This window comes from Spirosoma aerolatum (assembly GCF_002056795.1).
GTDB lineage: Bacteria > Bacteroidota > Bacteroidia > Cytophagales > Spirosomataceae > Spirosoma > Spirosoma aerolatum.
The window spans coordinates 6,505,772-6,522,112 of the sequence record NZ_CP020104.1 but is presented as its reverse complement, the minus strand read 5'-3'; the positions used below and the strand labels follow the sequence as shown (position 1 = coordinate 6,522,112).

Here is a 16,341-nt window from a genome sequence, read left to right as displayed (position 1 = left end):
ACTCTGGTAAACTAGTTGGATTTAAAACAAAATACAGGCGCTGGGATTTATAAAAAAAGCGTTGGTATTTACCCAACAGATTACTCAACGTAAACGAAGCAAGTTATGCAACAAGACCAGAGTTTAGATAATGTACGACTGGATATTGAGGCCGTAGGATTTACATTAACCGACGATCTCCGGGTTTCGGTACTGGATGCGCTGTCGAAACTTCAGCGATTCTACAAGGGCGATGTTATTACGGCCGATGTGTATTTAAAAGTGGAACCTAACCAGCGAAGCAACGAGAAGCATGTGGGTATTAAATATGGTGTGCCCGGCAATGATGTATATGCTGACGAATCGGGCGATAACTGGTATGCGTTGATCCACAGCGTAGTTGGGAAATTACAACGTCAACTGGAGAAACGCTTCGGTAACCATACGAATGCCAACCGGGCTAATCTCGACGAAATCGACCCGGCTAGTTTAGTCTGATTTGATGAATTATAAGTTATCGCCCGGTCTTTCAGGTAAAGGTCGGGCGATTCTATGTATAGAGCATACTAGTTAGTTATGCCGAGAAAGGGTAACCTGTAGGCTAGGATCTGATAGAGACACATGAAGGAAAGTTTGGCGGTAAAGTGGTAATTATATACTTTGCGTATACTTATCCTGTTTTTGTTTATGCAATACCGTCTGCTTTTCTTTCTGTTTTTTTATCGATCCGTATTACTAGCTCAACCAATGATCTATCAACCTTTTGAGGTCGATAGTGCGGCACAGCCACGGGGAGGCTTGGGTGCGTTCAATACCTTTCTTATGGCAAATCTGAGAAAGCCTATAACTGCACAGGTATCTGGTGCGGGTGGTATTGTTGTTCTTACCGGGGTTGTTGGGACGAATGGACATATATCGGATGTGCGGATTACGAAAAACTTCCGACCCGATTGTGATCGTGAAGCTATGCGGGTATTCAAGCTCTTTAATGCCTGGAAACCCGCTAAAAAGCGAGGGGAAGTTGTACATCAGCAAGTAAGTATGCCCATTATATTTAAGCCTAATGTGCCCTTGAGGTATATACATGGCGAAGTCATCACCTATCAGGATGCCGACCTTATTGTGCTTCCAGATAGTAATGAGCGAGTGAAATTCAAAGAGGTTAATCCAGTGGATACGAATGGTGTCCCTTCTGGTGATCTTGTTCTGTATAAGTTAGCCAATATGAAATGGGAAGAGTATGCCCGTGATTCACTAGTACATAGATTAAATGAACAGCCTGATTCGTTTGGTAGGCCTACGTATACGATTGGGCATCAGCAGGCATTGTTAAAATTAAATGGCTCCATCTGTACGGTAGATGCTACAGGAAAGCTGCTGAGTGAAGCTAATTATAAGATTGGCAAATTAGCTGGCCCCCAAATTGCGTATCATCCGAATGGGGCTGTTGCTAAAAAGCATGATTACGGCGATGATAAACAGGTAATTTTGTCCTGGTATGCTAATGGGCAGATTCAGCAGGTTCAGGAACTCGTCATGGGGGACGTTCTTGAAACGTCGGAGATTGATAAAGTAACTGCTTTTTGGGATAGTGCAGGGCGGCAGTTAGTCAGAAATGGTACTGGATGGGCACAGTATTATCGGAGCGTAAAATCGTATACCAATAAAAATCGTGAGACATTGCTTGTCGAGCAGGGGCATTATCAGGATTATCTTAAACAAGGTACGTGGACAGGAATTTATGCCGATGGCTCCTATTTTTACGAAGAGAACTATGATAAAGGTGTTTTACTAACTGGAAAATCCTGTGTAGCTGGGCAGGATACTACGTTGTACGAACTAGAGGACCGTCATCCAATATTTTCGGGGGGGATGCCAGCACTTAAGCAATTTCTGGACCGGAATCTGTCGTATCCAATCAGTGCACAAAAAGATCGGGTTAGTGGTCAGGTGGTGGTCAGTTTTGTCGTTTGCACAGATGGTACACTGTGTGACTACGTGGTTACTCAAAGCATTCGAGCCGATCTGGACCGTGAAGCTCTGCGCGTTGTAAAGAAAATGAGTGGTCGCTGGATACCTGGTATACAACGAGGAAAGAAGGTTCAGGTAAAGTATTACTTGCCGATTAATTTCAACCTAGACTGACTTCGCGTAAGAAGTTTCGGTAAAACCCGTGATCTGTTCGTAAATTTGCCGGATAACCTCCGCGCACATGTCGCTCAAGCAAATTCCTCTCCATCATATTCATCAGCAGTTAGGTGCGAAAATCGTACCGTTTGCGGGTTACGAAATGCCCGTTCGCTATTCCTCCGATCTGGAAGAACATAATACCGTACGCAATGGCGTCGGGATCTTCGATGTCTCACACATGGGCGAGTTTGTGCTCAAAGGCGACGGTGCCCTGGATCTGATTCAGCGCGTATCGGCCAATGATGCCAGTATTCTGTATGACGGTAAAGTGCAATATAGCTACCTGCCCAACGGTCGGGGTGGTGTAGTGGATGATTTACTGGTTTATCGGATTAGCGATCAGGAGTATATGCTCGTTGTGAATGCATCCAACATCGAGAAAGACTGGAACTGGATCAGTCAATATGCATCGGATTATGCCGTTACAATGACTAATATCTCCGACGGTACCTGTTTGTTTGCCGTACAAGGGCCAAAAGCCGCTGAAGCCTTACAGTCACTGACAAAAGTTGATCTGGCTTTGATGGAGTATTATACCTTTGAGAAAGCCGATTTTGCCGGATGCGCCAATGTGATTATATCGGCAACGGGCTATACGGGTGCGGGTGGATTCGAAATTTATGTGTCCAGCCATCAGGCTGAATCAGTCTGGAACGCCATTATGCAAGCTGGAGAACCCTTCGGTATCAAGCCAATTGGTCTGGGGGCCCGTGATACGCTCCGGCTCGAAATGGGCTACTGCCTCTACGGTAACGACATTACCGACGAAACATCACCCATTGAAGCGGGACTGGGCTGGGTTACCAAGTTTACACACCCCTTCATTGATGCCGACGTGCTGAAAGAACAGAAAGAACAGGGTGTTCCACGCAGACTCGTCGGATTTGAATTGATTGATCGGGGTGTACCCCGTAGCCATTATGAATTGGCCGATGCTGATGGCAACCCAATCGGCGAAGTAACGTCGGGTACGCAATCGCCTACGCTGAGCAAAGGCATTGGCTTAGGCTACATCAAAACGGCTTTTAGTAAACCCGGCACCCAGATATTCGTAAAAGTCCGCGACCGGCTCCTCAAAGCTCAGGTCGTTAAACTCCCCTTCGTTAAAAAATGACCGCTCCGGCGGTCCGGCGGGATTTTATGATTTAACTGACCGACCTTGATTGTGTAAAAAGCTTTCCAAGAAAGTCAGTCAAGGTCGGTCAGTTAAATCATAAAATCCCGGTTCAGACAATATGAAACAAATTGACGTTTGCTTTACCCCCGATTTACTCCATCTGCACACGGTTGAAAATACCATCGTGGTAGTGGCAGATGTATTTCGGGCTACTTCGTGCATGGTGACAGCCTTTGCGTATGGTGTCAACAGCATTATTCCCGTCGCTACGGTCGAGGAATGTAAGGAATTACAGGAGCGCGGCTATCTGGCCGCTGCCGAACGCAATGCCCGTAAGGTAGACGGCTTTGAGCTGGACAATTCCCCGTTCACCTACATGGACGAACGGATTCGGGGGGCTAATATCGCTATGACGACCACCAATGGTACGCTGGCCATCACTCGATCCCGATCGGCGGTGAAAGTGCTGGTGGGTTCATTTTTGAATCTGGATGCCATTGTACGCTACCTCAAAACCGAGGGCTATGATGTTATGGTGCTTTGTGCAGGCTGGAAGGGTCGGGTGAATCTGGAAGATACGCTCTTTGCCGGTGCTTTGGTCGACCGCTTGAAAGATAGTTACGCTATGGCCGAAGATAGTGCCATTATGGCCTGGCGGCTTTATGCCCAGGGGAAAGACAACCTAGTGGCCTACATGGCAAATGCCTCACACATCCGCCGACTTCAGCGATTGGGTATCCAAAAAGATATTCCTTACTGCCTCCAGCACGATCTGTACGATGTTGTGCCCGTATTGCGAGGTAATGCCCTGGTAAATATGTAGGAGTCGCCGATTATTTTTTGCTGACAAACGGATTCCCTTTTATATAGTATCGATACGGCAAATCGGCCCCGTGGGTTATACCGATACGCGTGGTTGTAACCATGTCGAAGTCGTGAAGCACGGGGCCGCGTATATACAGAGGTCCGTTTGTCAGTGATCTCCCATTATCACGCGTCCGGTCGATTCCCATGGCAGTAGTTAGCTTGCTGGGACCATTCGCCAGATTACGCTGGCCGTGGGCAGTAGTTGGGTCAAGGACGTTGTTGCGATAGCGGGCAAAACCAGTTTTGAATGCTTCGTTTCGCCGAAGTCCCATCAGATCAATGCCTTCAGTAGGCTCCAGTGCCCGAATCAGTACAGCTTCGCCAATACCTTGCGGCCCGGTCACGACGTTGATGCAATTGTAGTGATTGTAAATCTGGTAGACATAGAGTGTACCGGCAGGGCCAAACATGGCGGCATTGCGAACCGTTTGCCGTCGGTACGCATGACAGGCCGGATCTCCAGTCAAATACCCTTCCGTTTCAACAATTACCCCTGCCGTTGTTCCCTCAGTCGATTCATGTACAAGCTCGCAACCCAGTAATAACTGGGCTAACGTAAGCGTATCGTGCGATTGGTAGAACGTATCGTCGAAAGTATCCAAGGGTATCTTTAGTTGATCAAATTACATTCATTGTCTGCTCCTTAATTTTCTCCAGTTCATCTTTCATCTGGACAACCAGCCGCTGAATGGCAGCGTCATTGGCTTTCGACCCGATGGTATTGATTTCACGGCCAATTTCCTGGGAGATAAAATTCAGTTTCTTGCCATTGGCTTCCTCGCCCATCAGAACCTCAAGGAAATAGGCCAGGTGATTTTTGAGCCTGACTTTTTCTTCCGATATGTCGAACTTCTCGACGTAGTAAACTAATTCCTGCTCAAACCGATTCTGATCGAAGGTTTCGCTGTCGAGCAATTCTTTAACCGAATTGCGCATCCGATCACGTACGGCCGGAATCCGTCGGACATCCTGTTCTTCTACATCGGCCAGCCGATCGGTAATAATCTGAATGTACTCCTGAAACTTGCCTTCGAGCATGGCTCCATCCTGTTTCCGAAAAGCATCGCAACGGCGAATAGCTTCCTGAACGGCAGCCTGTACCGTTGCCCAGTCCGAAGCATCGGCGGCTGGATCGGTCGACTCGGTCAGATACGCATTGGGCTGCTGGAGAGCTAGTTGCAGGATGTTGCTGTCGGGAATACTCATAAGCATGGTATTGGCCGTTTCCTTTAAATCGCTGACGTAAGCCTGCACCAGCGGGCGATTGATGGTTACACCTGGCCGTACCACATTCGTGCGGGTAAGATTGATAGAAAGCTCCACCTTACCACGTTCCAGTTGCTGGGTTAGCAGGGCGCGTAGCTCAATTTCCTTATCCGAGAATTGGCGGGGAATTCGGCAGTAAATATCCAGAAATTTGGAATTCAGGGTTTTAACTTCAGCTGTAACAGACAGGCCTCCAGCCTCTACTGTTGCATTGCCGAAGCCAGTCATTGATTTTAACATTCGATGTATAGTTTTCTGTTTACAGTTTTCTGTTTACAATTGGCTGACGCGTCAGCCAATTGTAAACAGAAAACTGTAAACGCCATAACTTATTTAAGTGCGCCTTCCTCCAATTCAATAAACTCTTTCCGGTGTCGGGCTACGTCGATGGCAGTATAAATGGCCTGTAACATAGACGTCTCATCGGCAAGGTTTTTTCCGGCGATATCGTAGGCAGTTCCGTGATCGGGTGAGGTTCTGACGGCGGGCATCCCGGCGGTAAAGTTGACCCCTTCTTCAAAGGCAATTGCCTTAAACGGAATTAGTCCCTGATCGTGATACATGGCCAGTACGGCATCGAAATGCTTGTATGCTCTCGTGCCAAAGAAACCATCGGCAGGGTAGGGGCCAAACACCAGTTCGCCCTTGTCCAGTAAATCGGCAAGCAATGGCTTGATAATCTCCTGTTCCTCATTGCCCAACAGGCCTTCTTCTCCAGCATGTGGATTAAGGCCCAGCACAGCAATTCGGGGTCTTTCAATGCCAAAATCCTGTCGTAATGACTTCATCATCAGGGCAAGTTTTTGCGCGATGCGATCCCGCGTAATATTCTGACGAACTCGCCCCAGCGGAATATGGCCCGTTACAACCCCAACGCGTAAGGCTCCGCTGACCATAAACATCAGATTGTCCTGAACCTCGAATTCCTGAGCCAGGTATTCCGTATGTCCCGGAAATTTAAATTCTTCCGACTGGATATTGTACTTGTTGATGGGGGCCGTTACGAGTGCATCCAGCTTACCCGCTTTCAGGTCATCCACGGCCCGTTGCAGACAGGCAAACGCAGCCTGACCCGCTTCAGGGGTTACGCGGCCCGGTTGAATATCCTGGTTCTGATCGGGCCAGCACGTAATGACGTTGGTTAGTTTATGGCTGATCTGGCCTATCGACTGAGCCCCATTCAGATTCCAGTCTTTGAAGTTGAGCAGATTGCGATATCGGTTCAAAATCCGCATGGAACCGTAAATAACGGGGGTGCAAATTTTCTGTAATCGGTTGTATTGCAACGCCTTCAGAATAACTTCGGGCCCAATGCCGTTGTAATCGCCCAACGAAATGCCAATCACTAATCGTTCTTCACGACTGGTATGTTCGGTCGGTTGGTTTGGCTGGTTGTTCAGATCACGCAGTGTGGCTTCGCCCAGGAGCGATTCCTGTACGCGGGGCAGGGGGGGCGTTTGCTCCCGGCTGGGTCGATTGTCGTCGCGCTGCCGGGCTTCATTAGGCCGCTGATTCGAGTTGGGTTGTCGGTTTTCGTGCCGATTTTCCCGTTGATTTTGCTGGTTTTTTGGGCGCTGATCGTCTGACCGCCCATTCTGTTGCCGATTCTCGCGCTGATTCTGAATAGGCTTTTGAGGTCTTTCGGGCCGGTTAATTGGGTCTGTGTCGGGCGTGTTATTCCCAGGACGATTATCACGGGAAGGAGTGCTCTGACGGTTGTTAGGGTGTTGATGGCCAGGCCGTTGTTCAGTCGATGGCTGTGACTGAGCTTCGTCAGGACGTACATCAGACTTCGACCCGTTTGATGGGTTGGTGCGGGGTTGGTTTGATTCGTTAGGTTGGCGTTGTTCCATGTACTTTTTGTAGTTTCGCCAAGAATTAATGAATAATGTAAAATGACTAATAGATAATGCAAGTCATGCAGGAATTGGATGGGTTGTCCATACAATTATTCAATGTTCATTATCCATTATTCATTGTCAATTACTTAATGCGTGCTGCAAGTTACGAATAACCCCGGATGTTCCAGAGTCAACGATCTATTCTCATTGCCGACGAGATGCACCCGTCGCTTTTTGCCATGCTCACTGAAGCTGGCTTTCAGTATGATTATCAACCAAAAATCAGCCGTGCCGGCTTACTAACAGCTCTTGAGCCTTTTGAGGGCTTGATTATCCGAAGCAAAACTACGGTCGATCAAGAATTGTTGAGCCATGCACCTAATCTACGGTTTATTGGACGGGCCGGAGCCGGTCTGGATTTAATTGATCTGGAGGCTGCCGAAAAGCGAGATATTGCTGTATTTCATGCCGGTGCCGGAAACCGGGATGCTGTAGCCGAACATACGGTAGGTATGCTTCTGGCCTTGTTAGCGAATATTCTTAAAGCTGACCGAGAGGTGCGGCAAGGTATCTGGGATCGCGAAGGAAACCGTGGATACGAACTCGGGAGCCTGACCGTCGGCCTTATTGGGTATGGCAACAATGGCCGTGCCACGGCTAAACGGCTGAGTGGTTTCGGGTGTAGGGTGTTGGCTTACGATAAGTTCCTGGTCAACTACGGTGATGCATTTGCCGAAGAAGCAACAATGGAACAGGTTATGGCTGAAGCGGACATAATCAGTCTACATATTCCCCTGACGGATGAAACCCGTATGTGGGTGAATGATGCGTTTATTGGGCAGGTTAGCAAACCATTTTACCTCAACAATATAGCTCGGGGCGAAATTGTGTCGCTGGCGGCCGTTGTGCGCGGACTCGAAAGTGGTAAGATCCGAGGAGCTACGCTGGATGTTCTGGAAAACGAAAAACTGGCCAAATTGACACCCGATCAACAGGCTACCTTCGATTACCTTCGCCAATCGGACCGAGTCGTGTTGACCCCCCACGTTGCTGGCTGGACCCATGAAAGCTATGTGCGAATCAATGAGGTACTCGTGAAGCAATTGATTGACAGCGTGAATCGGTAGCTATCAGTAGTGGTAGGTACGGCAGATTCTGGTACCTACCACTACGTTTACTTGGTTACTGTAAAATTTGAACTTGTGCAACTTGTACCTGCATCGTTAGTTAGGCAAATTTGACCCGTGGTGGCTCCGGCGGGCACCGTTGCAATAAGCGAACTACCCGACAGACGGAACGTGGCAGGAGCAGAGTTGCCACCACTGAATCGAACGGCGGTAACCGTTGATAGATTTTGACCTGTTATAGTAACTTCGGCTCCGACCGTTGCACTTTTGGGTGTAAAGTCGGTGATGGTAGCCAGGCGAATGGGGGTAAATGAACTGGTTGTTGTGACGTCGCCCGCTATGTTCACAATCCGCAATGGGCCGACCTGAGCATCGGCAGGAACCAGTACCCAACGTTCGGTATCGGTGTTTTTGCCACCATCGGCCGCCGGACTGGCTGAACCTGTAAAATAAATCTGCGCATCCTGGAGGAAATCACCACTTAATACGATCCGTTCGCCCACTCTCGCTTTGGCAGGAAGCAGACTTGTCACTACTGGTTTTTGAACAATAACGAGTGGTACGGATGCCGAACCTGCCCGGCTGGTTACCGTGATGGGGCCGCTAACGGCGTTGTCTGGTATGCCAATTAACAAATCGATGCCTTCATTTCGGCTGGTGATGGGGACTGCGATACCACTCACTTTCACGTCTGTAATCCGATACAGGTTTTTGCCCGAAACAGTTAACGGGCGTCCATTTAATTGTCGGGCTGGGGTTAAAGACAGATTAGATGGAGGTAGATAAAAGAAAAAAGGATCAGTAGCCGTAGCCGTACCACCAACGCTGTTGGCCGATATTGTGACGTTACCTGACGCAGGCAATGCAGGCACAGTGGCCTCAATTTGGGTACTGCTAAGAATTCGGAAAGGGACTACCACACTGCCAAACGACACGCTTGTAACACTTAACAGGTTTAGACCCTGAATGATGAGTTTATCCCCGGCAATGCCGTCACGAGCCAGTAAATTGGTGATAAATGGCTGTGGAATAATCTTTAATGAATCGGTACTATTGGCAATGAGGGTTTCGAATACCCGAACCGATACCAGACCGGATGTGGCTGTAGCTGGGATCGTTGTGCGTATAACTGTATCAGTGACCATTGTGACGGCTTTATCCGTAACGAGCCCATTAATGCTTAGAACGCCGTCGGTTAAATTTTTACCCTGCACAACCAGCGCCGTTCCTGCTTTAGCCTGTGTTGGACTAATCCGGGTAATTTGTGGGGTTCCGGCAACAATAAACCTTGCGGTTAGATTGCCGCCTTTCGTTTCAACAGCGAGGGCCGATGGGCCACGCGGAGCGTTGGGTGGTACAAGGATAGTTAGCTGATTTGACGTACTGTCTTTTACAGTCGCGTCTATATTATCGAAGCGAATGCGGGTAACCTGATTAAGAAAGTTGCCCGTAATGGTCACAACAGTCCCTGGCAACCCGTTGGTCGGTGTTACCGAAGTTAGCATCGGTGGGGGTTGCTTGACGGTAAAGGGGAGGGGGTCCGATATGCCCTGATCCGTTTGAACTCTGACTTGATTTATGTTTGGTGCGGTTGTTGGCACCCGAACAAGAATCGTATTATCGTCATAACTTTGAATAGAAGCCGTCACCACCGATTTGGAGGTACTAAATGTTACAACCGGATTGGAGCCAAACTGATATCCCCTTAATCGAACACTATCGCTGACAAAAGCCTCTTTGGGCGCTATGCTGATAAGTTCAGGAGGGTTGTTTTGTACACGACAGCCCACCAGGCCAATAAGTACAAGAAAGGGAATAAAGCGTGTTCGTGTCGAGTTCATAGATAGCAACGGGATTATGTTCCCGGCGCGTATAATCGGTAAAATTAGTCATTTTAAGCGTCCAAAAACCATTTCTTTCGAAAGCCTGTTAGACTTAATGAACAATGAATAATGTAAAATGAATAATGACCACCCGGCTCCTAACCTTCATTATACATTGTCCATTATACATTATCCATTACAAACAGAATGAACTACCGCAATCTGAAATCATCAAAACTATTGGCCATTACTACACTCGGTGAGCTGAAAGCGGCCGGGTATGAGTCCCGCTCAATCAAGCAGGAGTTGCGGGAAAATTTAATTGAGCGAATCAAGGAAAAGGAAGTTGTTTTTCCGGGTATATGGGGGTATGAAGATACAGTAATTCCTGACGTAGAACGGGCTATTCTATCCATGCACCATATTAACTTGCTGGGATTGCGTGGACAGGCTAAAACCCGGATTGCCCGGCTGATGGTTAATTTGCTGGATGAATATATCCCGGTGGTGGCTGGTTCGGAACTCAACGATGATCCCCTGAACCCAATTTCACGGTATTCAGTCGACCTGATTGCCGAAAAAGGCGATCTGACACCGATTGACTGGCTTCATCGCAATGACCGCTACACCGAGAAACTGGCTACGCCCGATGTGTCGGTGGCCGACCTGATTGGTGATGTGGACCCGATTAAGGCCGCCACGCTCAAATTACCCTATTCCGACGAACGGACGATTCACTTCGGGCTGATACCACGCTCGCACCGCTGTATTTTTGTTATTAACGAATTGCCCGATTTACAGGCTCGTATCCAGGTTTCGTTGTTCAATATTCTGCAGGAGGGCGATATACAGATACGTGGTTTTAAACTCCGCTTACCGCTCGATATTCAATTCGTGTTTACGGCTAATCCCGAAGATTATACCAACCGGGGGAGTATTGTAACGCCGTTGAAAGACCGGATCGACTCGCAGATTGTAACGCACTATCCGAAGTCGATCGAAATCGGGAAGAAGATCACGATGCAGGAGGCTATTGTTAAAACGGAGCAGAAAGGTATGGTGAAAACCAACGACCTGATTGCTGATTTGATTGAGCAGGTGGCTCTGGAAGCCCGTGAGAGTGAATACGTTGACTCGAAAAGTGGAGTTTCTGCCCGGATGACTATCTCGGCTTATGAAAACCTTCTTTCGTCGGCTGAGCGCCGGGCGTTACTCAATGGCGAACGCGATACGTATGTGCGCATAGCCGATCTGTACGGGGTCGTTCCGGCCATTTGTGGTAAGGTCGAACTGGTATATGAAGGGGAAGTAGAGGGACCAGTGATTGTAGCACAAAATCTGATTGGTAAGGCCATTCGAAATCAGTTTTTGCAGTATTTCCCCAATCCAGAGAAAGCTAAAAAAGATAAGCGGGGCAATCCGTACAAGAAAATAACAGACTGGTTTGGCGATGGTAACACGATGGACATTCTGAACGACCTGAGTAACCGCGACTATGAGGCTCGTCTGCGAACCATTGATGGCTTGGACGATGTTGTCGACCAGTTTCATTCTCGACTGAGCAAACCCGAAAAATTGTTCATGATGGAGTTTGCCCTGCATGGTTTGGCAGAACATTCGCTGGTTGGCAAAAAAGCAATGGATACCGGCCAGTCGTTCAAAGATCTACTTGGCTCGATGTTTAATCCGGGCCAAAACTTTGGTGAAGAGGAAGACGAAGAAGATGACGATCGATACTAAGACCGTAATTGGCTGATCGATCACGATGTTTAAAGGGCGCTTACAGGTGATTTTATTCCCTGTAGCGCCCTTTTCCTTTCGTATAGATTATAGACAATTGATTTCTTCCAGGAGGGTTGTGTAAACGGGTAGTTGGCTCAAAAGAAGCGCAACAATCGCATGGCCCCGTGCATTCAGGTGTGCTCCATCGGCTAGAAAATAAGCCGCTTGCCGGGGAATGGCGCTAAACGTGTCGACCAGCCGAAATCCATTCTGCCGGGCACACTTGCAAATAAAAGGAATACTTTCCCGGCGAAGCCATTGATCTACAGCGTGTAAGCTAGGGAAAGGTGTCATAACAATTACTTTAGCTCCGTATGGAGCCAATAAAGCCAAGGTTTGTGTCAACCGTTGGTCGAATTGCTTTAAATATGGAAGCTGGCTATTCTGGGTTTTGTAAAGCGTCAGGAAGGCCGCTTTGAACCAATTCTTTAGCTTTTGCTGATAGGGAATCGGTGCCGTTCCGGTAATGTTCGGCAAGGGTTTGGGCTGATAGGGCTTTGGCGTTGGCGAAAAAAGCTGGTGTTGAAAAAGCTCCCGAAAACATTTGCGCCAGGAAAGCTCATAATGGCCCAGTTGAAGAACAATCTGGTCGGCCTGCATCAGTTCGACCCTGTGTTGCGTAATCAAATCAGCTACCTGACTCAGGCTGACCATGCTATGGCATAGGGTTTGGATGGGTTCGTCTGTCAGATAGGCTAAATGTTCGGTCCATTTTTGGACAAAGCCAAGATGAGGAGCTATAGCGTAGTTGCCAACATGACAACCGCCAATAAGGATTACTTTCATAGCGTAGTGAGCTAAATACATAGGTCACTACCTACAAATTTTGTGCAACGTTGCAAGATGATTTATAAAATATAATTAAATATATATTAAAGAGATCAAATAGCGTATTTAAGAGGTACGATAGATATAGAAGTACTGGGTGTATAGAATTCTGTAAAATCTATATGCACCCAGTACTTTTTAGAATTTACCTATAATCGGCTTGCTTTTAATGTGGTTAAGGGGTGTAATTTTTAACCGGGCCGGGTGGGTTTTTACCCTCGTTACAGACTATTCGACAACCACAGCCGTACCATTGGCACTGACCATAAGCATAGCTCCATTGCTACCAATCGTCTGATAATCCAAATCGACACCAATAATGGCGTTGGCCCCGAGCCGGGATGCCTGATCGATCATTTCTTTGATCGCGATACTTTTGGCTTCGCGTAGGGCTTGTACATAAGCCCCGCTATGACCACCTACTACATCTTTTATAGAGGTGAAAAAGTCTTTTACGAGGTTGGCACCGATGATGGCTTCACCATTAACCAGACCAATGTATTTTGTAATCTGTTTGTGTTCAATATTAGGCGTAGTTGTTATTAGCATTGTTGAGGGGGAAGACAGTTTTGGACTGTAAAGTTATAAAATGTCTTCGGTATACGGTTTTTAGTTTATGGCGGGCTGGTACACAATTGCGTTTACGCCAGCCTACTATAAACGGAACTCGCTATTTACAAATTCAGGCTGGATTTTTCTATTAGGCATTGACCCGTCATTCGGCCGGAAAGCGGTTGATGGCCTGATTGAGCCAGTAGAGAAAGGCATAGGTTCTGTGCCTTCGACCGCTCAATAAGCGCTATTCCCATTCTCGACCGCTTGCTCAACATGATTTTCTGTAGCCTTAAGCCCCTTCTATTTTTGGCCCAAACATTATTGATGAACTATGAAAAATATGAATGCAATTCGGTTAATGGCATGGGCACTGGTACTCGCCCTGCCCATGTGGTTTAGTAGTTGTAAAAACGGTGGTGATACCAATGTGACTCCATCGACATCGGCCGTAGAAGGAAGTTGGCGGATTTCAGGGTATAAAATTGATCCATCCATCGATCTGGGAAATGGTCAGAAGACAAATGATTTACTGAGCCTGTACAAAGCATATCCCGGCGGCAGCGATATTGTCGATTGCCTGACCACTACGGTAGTCACGTTCAATAGCGGTGGTAAAATAACGGGTAAAGCAGGGCCCAAATGCAACACGTCGATGGATGATGTAAATCCAATTGAAGATAATTCAACCTGGAAACTGGACGGGACTAAACTGACGATTACCAGCGGTACCGACGTATCGGTCTATACGGCAACGGTAAGTGGTAACACATTGAAATTGTCGAGCCAGGAAGCTGAAGATCTGGATGGCGACGGCAAAGATGAGACGTATACGTATACGATGGAATTAACGAAGGTATAGGACTGATTTCATTCAGCAATCAGTATATCAAGGATCGGTCGATCGGCTATTCATCGCCGATCGGCTTTTTTATGGATTATTGACAAGGCAATCGTGCAGGGTAGCTATGTATTTCTCCAGATAAAGCGGAGCGTCTTTTGTTCTGTACTGCAAAATATAACGGGGGTGGTCGAGGGTTACGATTCGTTCGAAAAAGCCTTGCTGGTCGTTCAACCGTTTCAGATACGCTTCATTTTTCTTTCCCAGGCATACGGCCACCCGGCGGTCGCACCCAAAGTCGATCTGGGTTCGAACGGTTTCGGTAATGATTGGCCAGAGCGCTTCCGTGGTGATACGGTCGTCGTAAAAGTTATAGTTTTTTCCGCTTTTCGTCAGGGCAAGAGGAAACAGTGAGGTTAGAAAAAACTGTCCATAAAACGCTTCAGCTCCGCCAAATGCGTCTACAACCTGATAGATAAATCGGCTGGATAGTTCGGGAGTGTCGGCGAGGGTATTGGCAATGTGGCAGTAGCGACGCAGGTTTTGTGGGGTGGTAAATGAAATGCCGGTCACGCCCGCACCAAACCGACCCGGATTGATGCCTAAAACAAATACGCGCGGCTGATTATCGTTAAAAAACTTGCCGTAAAATTCCCCAATAATCCGGCGTACATCCGGGGCCTGGTAAGGATTCAGAACCTCCACCCCAGCCGGAAGATTTGTAGGAACAATAAGGGAATTGTAATAGGCAATCGCCTGATCGGCAAAGGTTGGCATAGAGTGTATTGAAGAATAAAAACAAAGTCGGGAGTAGAGGCCCGACTTTGTTTGCTGTCATTCCGACGATAGGAGGAATCTCAAAATTGCCTATTACTCAAGCTTGAGATTCCTCCTATCGTCGGAATGACAGAAAGATTACCAAACAGAATTGAATCAGATAGCCCTTTACTTGATATTCTTCCGGCGGTTGCGCTGAAAATCCTCAAACATCATGTTGCCCAGGCCCTGTAAGCCACTATAATAGGCCCGACCATTATTGACTTTCGTGAATTCCTGCACGAATTGTTTCAGATAGGGGTCGGAGGCAATCATGAATGTAGTAATCGGAATATCCAGTCGACGACATTGGGCAGCCAGCGTCAGGGTTTTGCTCACGACTTTCCGGTCTAGACCGAACGAGTTTTTGTAGTATTTGATGCCTTCTTTCAAACAGGTCGGTTTCCCGTCCGTAATCATGAAAATCTGCTTGTTCTTGTTTTTTCGCCGACGAAGCAGGTCCATCGATAGTTCGAGCCCGGCTACGGTGTTGGTATGATAAGGGCCAACTTCCAGATACGGCAGATCTTTCGCCTGAATCTGCCAGGCATCGTTGCCAAATACCACAATATCGAGCGTGTCTTTCGGATACTTCTGTTTAACCAGTTCGACCAGGGCCAACGCTACTTTTTTGGCGGGTGTAATCCGGTCTTCGCCGTACAGAATCATCGAGTGGCTAATGTCGATCATCAGCACGGTCGATGTCTGGGTTTTCTGTTCTTTTTCCGTAACCTCCAGATCGCGCTCCATCAGCCGAAACTCTTCGACACCGCTGTTGATCTGCGCGTTTTTGATCGATTCGGTCATCGAAATCTGTTCCAGCGTATCACCAAACTGGTAGCTGCGAAGGTCACTGCTTAGCTCGTCGCCAGTGCCGGTATAGGGCGTATTGTGATTGCCGCCCGATTTAGAGCGTTTGAGCTTACCGAAGATTTCTTCCAGCGCACTTCGCCGAATGGTTTGCTCACTCTTTGGCGTCATCACAATGCGGCCTTCCTGGTTTTCTTCCGTGATATACCCCTTTTCTTTGAGGTCGTCGAAGAAGTTACCGATGCCGTACTTATCGTCGGTAAGGCCATACTGCCGGTCGAGCTGACTCATCCACGACATAGCCTGTTCCACATCACCGGAGGTCATGAGCAGCAGCTGCTGAAAAATGTTGAGCAGCTTGTCGAAGTTGCTGCCTCCTTTCTGCTCAGGAGGTATATAGTCGGAAAATTGAAAGCCTTTCATTGTTAAAGAGCGAAAGAGTGAATTGCCAAAGAGTGAATGTGTGAATAGCGCTAATAGGCTGTTCAGAGAACAGTATGGT

The 16,341-nt window shown here is 47.7% G+C and carries 16 protein-coding genes; 8 read left to right on the top strand and 8 right to left on the bottom strand.

Annotation, left to right across the window (positions count from 1 at the left end):
* Positions 1-105: 105 nt before the first annotated feature.
* The 4 genes from hpf to B5M13_RS27155 all read left to right on the top strand — a co-directional run bounded on the left by hpf (position 106) and on the right by B5M13_RS27155 (position 4,109).
* Complete coding sequence (gene hpf, locus B5M13_RS27170; protein WP_080058663.1) at positions 106-477, top strand: ribosome hibernation-promoting factor, HPF/YfiA family; 372 nt, start codon at positions 106-108, stop codon at positions 475-477.
* Positions 478-726: 249 nt separating this feature from the next.
* Complete coding sequence (locus B5M13_RS27165) at positions 727-2,124, top strand: TonB family protein (protein WP_170061201.1); 1,398 nt, start codon at positions 727-729, stop codon at positions 2,122-2,124.
* Between the two features lie 67 nt (positions 2,125-2,191).
* Positions 2,192-3,283, top strand: coding sequence for a glycine cleavage system aminomethyltransferase GcvT (gene gcvT / locus B5M13_RS27160; RefSeq protein ID WP_080058661.1), 1,092 nt, complete (start codon positions 2,192-2,194; stop codon positions 3,281-3,283).
* 121 nt (positions 3,284-3,404) lie between these two features.
* Positions 3,405-4,109 (top strand): 2-phosphosulfolactate phosphatase, encoded by a 705-nt coding sequence (locus tag B5M13_RS27155; RefSeq protein WP_080058660.1) that lies wholly within the window; start codon positions 3,405-3,407, stop codon positions 4,107-4,109.
* Between the two features lie 10 nt (positions 4,110-4,119).
* On the opposite strand, the gene B5M13_RS27150 is transcribed toward B5M13_RS27155, so the two are convergent.
* The 3 genes from B5M13_RS27150 to pdxA form a co-directional block, all read right to left on the bottom strand.
* The gene (locus B5M13_RS27150) at positions 4,120-4,755 is read right to left on the bottom strand and encodes a DNA-3-methyladenine glycosylase (RefSeq protein WP_155297337.1); all 636 of its coding nucleotides are present in this window, start codon (positions 4,753-4,755) and stop codon (positions 4,120-4,122) included.
* A gap of 16 nt (positions 4,756-4,771) precedes the next feature.
* Complete coding sequence (locus B5M13_RS27145) at positions 4,772-5,659, bottom strand: YicC/YloC family endoribonuclease (RefSeq protein WP_080058658.1); 888 nt, start codon at positions 5,657-5,659, stop codon at positions 4,772-4,774.
* 89 nt (positions 5,660-5,748) lie between these two features.
* Positions 5,749-7,272, bottom strand: coding sequence for a 4-hydroxythreonine-4-phosphate dehydrogenase PdxA (gene pdxA, locus B5M13_RS27140; protein WP_080058657.1), 1,524 nt, complete (start codon positions 7,270-7,272; stop codon positions 5,749-5,751).
* 167 nt (positions 7,273-7,439) lie between these two features.
* Between pdxA and B5M13_RS27135 the strand changes: the two genes are divergently transcribed.
* Positions 7,440-8,387, top strand: coding sequence for a 2-hydroxyacid dehydrogenase (locus B5M13_RS27135; protein WP_080058656.1), 948 nt, complete (start codon positions 7,440-7,442; stop codon positions 8,385-8,387).
* A gap of 47 nt (positions 8,388-8,434) precedes the next feature.
* Here B5M13_RS27135 and B5M13_RS27130 read toward each other — a convergent pair whose 3' ends face one another.
* The gene (locus tag B5M13_RS27130; RefSeq protein ID WP_080058655.1) at positions 8,435-10,228 is read right to left on the bottom strand and encodes an IPT/TIG domain-containing protein; all 1,794 of its coding nucleotides are present in this window, start codon (positions 10,226-10,228) and stop codon (positions 8,435-8,437) included.
* Between the two features lie 189 nt (positions 10,229-10,417).
* Between B5M13_RS27130 and B5M13_RS27125 the strand changes: the two genes are divergently transcribed.
* Entirely contained in the window at positions 10,418-11,950 is a 1,533-nt protein-coding gene (locus tag B5M13_RS27125; protein ID WP_080058654.1) for a P-loop NTPase family protein, read from the top strand.
* Between the two features lie 87 nt (positions 11,951-12,037).
* Here the strand turns inward: B5M13_RS27125 and B5M13_RS27120 are convergent, their stop codons facing one another.
* Both B5M13_RS27120 and B5M13_RS27115 read right to left on the bottom strand, forming a co-directional pair.
* The gene (locus tag B5M13_RS27120) at positions 12,038-12,778 is read right to left on the bottom strand and encodes an SGNH/GDSL hydrolase family protein (RefSeq protein WP_155297336.1); all 741 of its coding nucleotides are present in this window, start codon (positions 12,776-12,778) and stop codon (positions 12,038-12,040) included.
* Positions 12,779-13,048: 270 nt separating this feature from the next.
* Positions 13,049-13,369 carry a heavy metal-binding domain-containing protein gene (locus B5M13_RS27115; RefSeq protein WP_080058652.1) on the bottom strand — a complete coding sequence of 107 codons (321 nt, stop codon included), beginning with the start codon at positions 13,367-13,369 and terminating at the stop codon, positions 13,049-13,051.
* 67 nt (positions 13,370-13,436) lie between these two features.
* On the opposite strand from B5M13_RS27115, the gene B5M13_RS27110 reads away from it, so the two are divergent.
* Positions 13,437-13,616: a hypothetical protein gene (locus B5M13_RS27110; RefSeq protein ID WP_080058651.1), complete on the top strand. Its 180-nt coding sequence runs from the start codon at positions 13,437-13,439 to the stop codon at positions 13,614-13,616.
* A gap of 90 nt (positions 13,617-13,706) precedes the next feature.
* A complete protein-coding gene (locus B5M13_RS27105; RefSeq protein ID WP_080058650.1) occupies positions 13,707-14,234 on the top strand; it encodes a lipocalin family protein in 528 nt (175 codons plus the stop codon).
* Between the two features lie 69 nt (positions 14,235-14,303).
* Here the strand turns inward: B5M13_RS27105 and B5M13_RS27100 are convergent, their stop codons facing one another.
* On the bottom strand, positions 14,304-14,990 hold the full coding sequence (locus tag B5M13_RS27100) for a uracil-DNA glycosylase family protein (protein ID WP_080058649.1): 687 nt from the start codon (positions 14,988-14,990) through the stop codon (positions 14,304-14,306).
* A 168-nt stretch (positions 14,991-15,158) separates the two neighbouring features.
* Positions 15,159-16,262, bottom strand: coding sequence for a vWA domain-containing protein (locus tag B5M13_RS27095; protein WP_080058648.1), 1,104 nt, complete (start codon positions 16,260-16,262; stop codon positions 15,159-15,161).
* Positions 16,263-16,341: the final 79 nt, after the last annotated feature.